The organism is Mesorhizobium sp. M8A.F.Ca.ET.021.01.1.1 (assembly GCF_003998025.1).
GTDB lineage: Bacteria > Pseudomonadota > Alphaproteobacteria > Rhizobiales > Rhizobiaceae > Mesorhizobium.
Genome location: NZ_RZSJ01000298.1, coordinates 1 through 7225, shown reverse-complemented (window position 1 = coordinate 7225; position 7225 = coordinate 1). Strand labels below are relative to the sequence as shown.

Genomic DNA, 7225 nt, shown 5'->3' with positions numbered 1-7225 from the left:
GTGTCCTCGCAGGCGATGTGGCAGCGGCCGCATTTGATGCAGGCGTCCTGGTCGATATGCGCCTTGGCGACGTAGTTGAGGTTGAGATACTGCCAGTCGGTGACGTTGGGCGTGGCGCGCCCGACAATGTCGTCGAGCGAGCGGTGGCCCTTCTCGTCCATCCAGTTTTCGAGACCGGCGATCATCTCTTGCACGATCTTGAAGCCATAGGTCATCGCCGCCGTGCAGACCTGCACATTGCCGGCGCCAAGCGCCATGAATTCGGCGGCGTCCCGCCATGTGGTGATACCGCCGATGCCGGAGATCGGCAGGCCGCGCGTTTCGGGGTCGCGGGCGATCTCGGCCACCATGTTCATGGCGATCGGCTTCACCGCCGGGCCGCAATAGCCGCCATGCGAGCCCTTGCCGTCGATGGTGGGCATCGGCGCGAAACTGTCCAGGTCGACGCCGGTGATCGAATTGATGGTGTTGATCAGCGACACCGCGTCGGTGCCGCCGGCATGGGCAGCGCGCGCGGGCTTGCGGATGTCAGTGATGTTGGGCGTCAGCTTGGTGATGACGGGCATGCGCGTATATTGCTTGCACCAGCGCACCACCATCTCGATATATTCCGGCACCTGGCCGACGGCCGCGCCCATGCCGCGCTCGGACATGCCGTGCGGGCAGCCGAAATTGAGCTCGATGCCGTCCGCCCCCGTCTCCTCGACCAGCGGCAGGATGGCCTTCCAGCTCTCTTCCTCGCAAGGCACCATGATCGATGCGATCAGCGCGCGGTCGGGCCAGTCCATCTTGACCTGCTTCATCTCGCGCAGATTGGTCTGCAAATCGCGGTCGGTGATCAGCTCGATGTTGTTGAGGCCGAGCAGACGCCGGTCGGCGCCCCAGATCGCGCCGTAGCGCGGGCCGTTGACGTTGACCACCGGCGGCCCCTCTTCGCCCAGGGTCTTCCAGACCACACCGCCCCAACCCGCCTTGAAGGCGCGGATGACATTGTAGGCCTTGTCGGTCGGCGGCGCTGACGCCAGCCAGAACGGGTTGGGCGATTTGATACCGACGAAATTGTTTCTGATATCAGCCATGACAGGGGTCCCTTTCAACCGAGACGAAGAAGCAGTTCGACGGGCGCGAGAATGCCGCCCTCGAGGGCAGCGATGAGGTTGGCCATCTTGGTGCGGGCGTCCTCGCCCATGACGAGGCCGAGGCCGGGCGATGGCTTCCTGCCTTCGGCTTGCGCGGCGGCCAGCCGGGCACGCATCGCGGCGAAAAACTCGACGGCGAAGGCGCCGCGCGGCCGCTCCGCGGTCACCGAGAAGCCCGCCGCCGCCGCGGCCGAGCGGTAATCGTCGGGCGTGGCGACGAAGGATATGGTCTCGTTGGATGCCCACGGAAGCGGGTAGGTCAGCGCTCCGTCCTTGAGCCGCATCACATCGTAGACGGCAAAGACGCCGCCGGGCTTCAGCACACGGGCGGCCTCGCTCATCAGCTTCGCCTTGTCGGGAAGGTTCATGCCGACATGCAGGATCATTGCCGCATCGAAGCCGGCCTTGGCGAACGGCATGTCGAGCGCGCTGCCTTGCACGAAGTGGGTCTTGTCGGCCATTCCCGTCCGCTTCGACAGGCTGGTGGCGATATCGACATAGCTTTGCGTCAGGTCGATGCCGGTGACGTCGACGCCAGCGTTGTTGGCGACAAAGCGGGCCGGTCCCCCTATCCCCGATCCGATGTCCAGCAGCCTGGCTCCAGGCTTCAACCCAAGCTGGCTGATAAGGTCCCTGGTGGCGGCCACGCCGCCAATGTGGAATTCGTCGACCGCTTCGAGATCGCCGGCGCGCAAATGGGCAACATCGACACCCGCACCGGCGAGCGCGGCAAGGATTCGCTCCTCCAGGCCTGAAATCTCGTAGTGACGGGCAATGCCCGGTTCCACCGTGGCCATGATCCTTATCCCTGGGTCAGACTCCTGTGGATGCTCTCAGCCGCGTCGCGCCCTTGCGCCACGGCGGACACGGTGAGGTCGTCGCCACCGAAAATGCAGTCCCCGCCGGCCCAGACCTTGGCGAGCGACGTACGCCCTTCACCATCGACCTTGATGCGGCCGGCTTCGAGGTCGATCGACGCCCCGCTGCCGTTGAGGGCAGCCGGGACAAAACTCTGGCCGATGGCCTTGAACACCTGGTCGGCAACCAGCGTCAGCGTCTCGCCGGTGCCGGCAAGCCTGTCGCCGTTGAGCGCGGTGTATTCGAGTTCAATGCCCGACACCTTACCACCTTCGGCAATCACCCGCTTCGGCTGCAGCCAATGACGGATGGTGACGCCGTTGGCGGCCGCCAGATCCTGCTCGAATTCGGAGGCGTTCATATGGTCCTGGCCGCGCCGGTAGCAGATCGTCACCTCCTCGGCGCCAAGCAGTTTCGACTGCACGGCGGCATCGATCGCCGTCATGCCGCCGCCAATGACGACGACGCGGCGGCCGACCGGCAGCCCGGAGAGGTCGCTGGCCTGGCGCAGTTCGGCAATGAATTCGACCGCGTTGGTGACGCCGGCCGCATCCTCGCCATCGGCGCGCAACGCGTTGACGCCGCCCAGCCCCATGCCGAGGAACACCGCGTCGTAATTGCGGATCAGGTCGGAGAGCTGGTAGTCGCGGCCGAGCGCCTTGCCGTTCTGGATGTCGATGCCGCCGATCGCGGTGACATAGTCGACCTCGGCCTGGGCAAAGTTGTCGACGCTCTTGTAGGCGGCGATGCCGTATTCATTGAGGCCGCCGGCCTTCGGACGCGCCTCCAGGATGGTCACGTCATGGCCATGGCGAGCGAGCCGGTGCGCGGCGGCAAGGCCGGCCGGGCCGGCGCCGACCACGGCGACCGTCTTCCCCGTCGCTGTCGCGCGCGGATAAAACTGCTTATTCTCGGCCATCGCGACATCGGTGGCGTAGCGCTGCAAACGGCCGATCTGCACCGGCTTGCCTTCCGCCACCTCGCGCACGCAGACCGCCTCGCACAGCGTCTCGGTCGGGCAGACACGGGCGCACATGCCGCCCAGGATGTTCTGGTCGAAGATGGTCTTGGCCGAACCGATCGGGTTGCCGGTCGAGATCTGGCGGATGAACAGCGGAATGTCGATCGAGGTCGGGCATGCATTCATGCACGGTGCGTCGTAGCAGAAATAACAGCGGTCGGATTCGACCAGCGCCTCGTGATGATCGAGCGGCGGGTGCAGGTCGGAAAAATTGTCCGCGTATTGGTCAGCCGCAAGGCGGCCGCCGACAATACCCTCTTTGAACTGACCCTCTGGCATTTTCAGTTCCCCATGTTTTCGTTTTGGGGAAGGCTAGCACGTTTTATTTTTTTATCAATTGGTCAATTTTTGAGGCAAGTTGCTGAAAAGACTGGATAAAAACATGATAATTGCGGTCAAGTTATTGGTGGCGGTGACGCGAGGATATGGCCGCCGTCCATGCCAATGCCATGGATCGACCTGATCTCATCGGCGACCAATTTCTGCAACGTCCAGAGATTGCGGTCGCGGATGCCGAATTCCTCGAGATGGCTGACCGTGTTGTAAAGGTATTCCGCGCCTGAGCCGACATGGCCGCAGGCGCGCGCCAGCACCCGTGCCACGGCTTCCAGCGGCTGCCCGAGCGAAGTGCCTCTGCCCGTCACCCCGACCCAGAAACCCAGCGCCCGCAACGGCCCTTGCGCGGTACGCACCGGAACCCACCGGACCGAAGCGACGCTCTCATGATCGTCGATCTCGCGCCGCAATAGTCTTTCGATCTGAGCAGTCTTCTCCCCTTCCGGTAACCGATAGATCACGCCATCGCATCGCCCGCCGCGTTCGAGCGCCATCATCAGTCCAGGCTGCGCGGCGCTGCCGCGCCAGCGGACCATGTCGATGCAGAAGGAGCGGTGCCAGCCATGGGCGGTGGCGCGCTGGCGTTCGACGGACTCGAAAGCCGGCTTCCAGATCAGCGAGCCATAGGCGAACACCCATAGCGGCCCCGCATCGGCTTCATTGGACAGCCGCGCCGAAAGGTCCCGAAAATCCTCGTCGCTCAGTTGCGTCCAGCTGCCGCTAGGCCCGGGATCGGCCTCCTCGCGATGGCACAGTGCAACAAGCTCGGCTGTAAGTGACATCTGCCGCATGGATCGAGCCCCCCTTTTCGAAGCCAAGCAAAGGCGAAAATCGCAAGGCACGCAAGATTGCCAGAAGGCTGCGCCTTGCCGTTCCCGATTTCTAGCCCAGATGTCGGATTTCTGTCGTCGAGATCGTCCTAGGATGGATCGAACGACGATCGGCGCACAACGGTGAGGAGACCGACCATGCCAAAATCCCCGATGCCCTTCTTCTGGTACGAACTAATGACGTCGGACCTCGACGCCGCGGAGGCTTTCTATACAACCGTGGTCGGCTGGACGGCGCAGCCCTTCGACAAGGCGCCCGGCATGCCGCGCTATATCGTCATGAATGTCGGCGAGCGTGGCGTCGGCGGCCTGATGACGATGCCCGAGGATGCGGCCAAGATGGGCATGCCGCCCGCATGGCTGGGCTATATCCACGCCAGGGATGTCGACGCGGCAACAGCGTCACTGGAAAAGGCAGGCGGTGCCGTTCACCGCCGGCCCGACGATATTCCAGGCGTCGGCCGCTTCGCCGTCGTCGCCGATCCGCAAGGCGCGACCTTCATGTTCCTGCAGCCGAACGGTCCGGACCAGCCCGTCGTGCCGGCCAGCACGCCTGGCCATATCGGCTGGCACGAACTCTACACGAGCGATTGGAAGGCCGCGTTCGATTTCTATTCCGGCCAGTTCGGCTGGGCCAATGCCGGCGAATTCGACATGGGGCCGATGGGCATCTACCAGACCTTTACCGCCGGCCCTGAATCCGGTGGCGGCATCATGAACAAGCCCGAGCAGATTCCGGTCCCGGTCTGGCAGTTCTATTTCAATGTCACCGGCATCGACGCGGCGGCAAAACGCGTGACCGACAATGGCGGCAAGATCCTGATGGGACCCATGGAGGTTCCCGGAGGCAGCTGGGTCGTGCAATGCCAGGATCCGCAAGGCGCGCATTTCGCTTTGATGGCGCCGGTGCGGTAAGCGTCCGCGCCACCCGCTGAAATCACGCTTGCTGGCGTCGGCTCATTCCGGCGCCAATACCGCGACCTTCAGGTCAGCCTTCTTGGCACCGCTAAACTGGACAGTGGCTGTGCCGGCGGCCAGCTTGAAGCGCACGCTCTTGCGGACACTGGGGCAAGTCTTGACGCCGCTATAGCCGGACGATTTCACGGCCTTGCCGTCCTGGATGACATCGATCCAGGCCTCGCCCGACAGGCTGATCTGGATGGCGCCGTCCGGCGGCACCGCCACGCTGGCGACGGCGCCGAACGTGCCCTCCGCAGGGGCGCGTTCGGGCGGCACCGCGAAGCCGGCCTTTTCGGCCGGCAGCAGCGCCAGGTCCGCGGCGGCCCCCACCGCCAGCGTCGCTCCGGACGGTGTCGAGGGTGCCTCTGCAAACAGCGCCTGTTCGCGCGTCACCGGCCATTTAAAAGCCTCGCAGCCGGCGTCCTCGGCCACGGCGAGGCTGGTGCCCATAAGGATTGCGAACAGGCTGATGGCGACTTTCTTCATGGCAAGGCACCCACATGTCTGGAGTATTTACGCAATCAATACAACCATAGCGATATAATTGCAACCCTGGCGGGCACAACAGCAAAAGCCGGACCCGGGAACATTTCCAATCACCAATTGTTGATGGCAGGCCGGGGGAAGTGAATGGTCCGTTGCCCGGTGATAATCTATGGCCGGCCGGGAAGCTGAAATGGAGTTTTAGATGAAGCTTTTCGATGGCCTCTCCAAATACCAGCCGCAGGCGCTTGCCGTGCTGCGCATCATGACCGCGCTGCAGTTCATCGAGCACGGCACGCAGAAACTGTTCAATTTCCCAGCCAGCGACCACGCCGCCGCCGCCTTGAGCGGACTGCCGCTAGCGGCCGGTATCCTCGAATTCGCCGGCGGCGTTCTGCTGGCGCTGGGCCTTTTCACCCGCCCGGTCGCGTTCCTTCTGGCCGGCGAAATGGCGATCGCCTATTTCATGGCCCACTATCCGCGCGACTTCTTCCCCATCAACAACAGCGGCGATTCGGCGATCTCGTTCTGTTTCATCTTCCTCTATCTGGTCTTCGCCGGCGCCGGCGCCTTCGCGCTGGACAACCGCCGCAACGCCTGATCCCCCATGCGGGGGTGAGCCCTCACCCCCGCATCCGTTCGAAATTCGCATCGAACAGCGCAGCCGCCTGGATGCGCGCCGCATGGCGCTTGCCCAGCAACTCGATCTCGAAGCCGTGGCTCTCGTCGGCGATCTCCTTCGGCACATAGCCGACGGCAACCGACTTCTTCGAATGATGGGCATAGCCGCCCGACGTCACCCAGCCGCGCACCGCGCCGCCGAACCAGATCGGCTCATCGCCGATGACGTCGGCATCGTCGGAATCGACGATGAAGGCGCGCAGCCTGAGCTTGCCGCCCTGCTTGCGCTCGGCCAGCGCCGCCGCCTTGCCGATGAAATCCGCGTCCTTGCCGTAGGCGACGAAACGGTCGAGCCCGGCCTCCAGCGGCCCGTAGATCGGCCGGTATTCGCGCCCCCATGAGCCGTAGTTCTTCTCCAGACGCAGCGCGTTAAGCGCGCGCGAGCCGAACAGGCCGATGCCGAACTCTTCTCCCGCCGCCATCAGCGCTTGATAGGCGGCGCGCTGATATTCCGGCGCCACCCAGATCTCGTAGCCGAGATCGCCGGTGTAACTGACGCGGCCGACCAGGCACGGCGCCATGCCGATATCCATCTTGGCTATGGCCATGAACGGAAACGCCGCATTCGATATGTCGGAGCGGGTGGCTTTCGCCAGCACGTCCCTCGCCCTGGGACCGGCGATCGACAGGCCGGTGAGCTTCTGCCCCAGCGCCTCGATGTGGACGGACCCGTCATCGGGCAGATGCTGTTCGAACCAGCGCATGTGATATTGCTCGGCAATGCCGGAACCGGCCAGGAACCAGCCCGCTTCTTCCCGATCTTGGGCGCCCAGATTGGCCAGCGTGAAATCGCCGATCAGCCTGCCGTCTTCCTTCAGCATCGGCGCCAGGGTCATGCGACCGGGCTTCGGCAGCTTGCAGGCGAGCATCCGGTCGAGCCATGCCGCGGCCCCCTCGCTTGTCACCTTGTATTTGGC

8 protein-coding genes are annotated in these 7225 nt (G+C 64.1%); 2 read left to right on the top strand and 6 right to left on the bottom strand.

Annotated elements, in window-relative coordinates; all coding sequences use genetic code 11:
* The 4 genes from preA to EOA36_RS21445 form a co-directional block, all read right to left on the bottom strand.
* The coding region (preA, locus tag EOA36_RS21460; protein ID WP_127279325.1) for an NAD-dependent dihydropyrimidine dehydrogenase subunit PreA at positions 1-1079 on the bottom strand (1079 nt) is incomplete at its 3' end.
* A 14-nt stretch (positions 1080-1093) separates the two neighbouring features.
* A complete protein-coding gene (locus tag EOA36_RS21455) occupies positions 1094-1936 on the bottom strand; it encodes a methyltransferase domain-containing protein (RefSeq protein WP_127279324.1) in 843 nt (280 codons plus the stop codon).
* A gap of 5 nt (positions 1937-1941) precedes the next feature.
* Complete coding sequence (locus EOA36_RS21450) at positions 1942-3297, bottom strand: NAD(P)-dependent oxidoreductase (protein ID WP_127279323.1); 1356 nt, start codon at positions 3295-3297, stop codon at positions 1942-1944.
* Positions 3298-3413: 116 nt separating this feature from the next.
* A complete protein-coding gene (locus EOA36_RS21445; RefSeq protein WP_127279322.1) occupies positions 3414-4145 on the bottom strand; it encodes a gamma-glutamylcyclotransferase in 732 nt (243 codons plus the stop codon).
* Between the two features lie 177 nt (positions 4146-4322).
* Here EOA36_RS21445 and EOA36_RS21440 point away from each other — a divergent pair, with 177 nt between their 5' ends.
* Positions 4323-5099: a VOC family protein gene (locus EOA36_RS21440; protein ID WP_127279321.1), complete on the top strand. Its 777-nt coding sequence runs from the start codon at positions 4323-4325 to the stop codon at positions 5097-5099.
* A 42-nt stretch (positions 5100-5141) separates the two neighbouring features.
* Here the strand turns inward: EOA36_RS21440 and EOA36_RS21435 are convergent, their stop codons facing one another.
* The gene (locus EOA36_RS21435; protein ID WP_127279320.1) at positions 5142-5630 is read right to left on the bottom strand and encodes a hypothetical protein; all 489 of its coding nucleotides are present in this window, start codon (positions 5628-5630) and stop codon (positions 5142-5144) included.
* Positions 5631-5832: 202 nt separating this feature from the next.
* Between EOA36_RS21435 and EOA36_RS21430 the strand changes: the two genes are divergently transcribed.
* Complete coding sequence (locus EOA36_RS21430) at positions 5833-6228, top strand: DoxX family protein (protein WP_127279319.1); 396 nt, start codon at positions 5833-5835, stop codon at positions 6226-6228.
* Between the two features lie 22 nt (positions 6229-6250).
* Here EOA36_RS21430 and EOA36_RS21425 read toward each other — a convergent pair.
* Positions 6251-7225 (bottom strand): aminomethyltransferase family protein (locus tag EOA36_RS21425; RefSeq protein WP_145969247.1); only part of this gene is annotated, 975 nt, incomplete at its 5' end.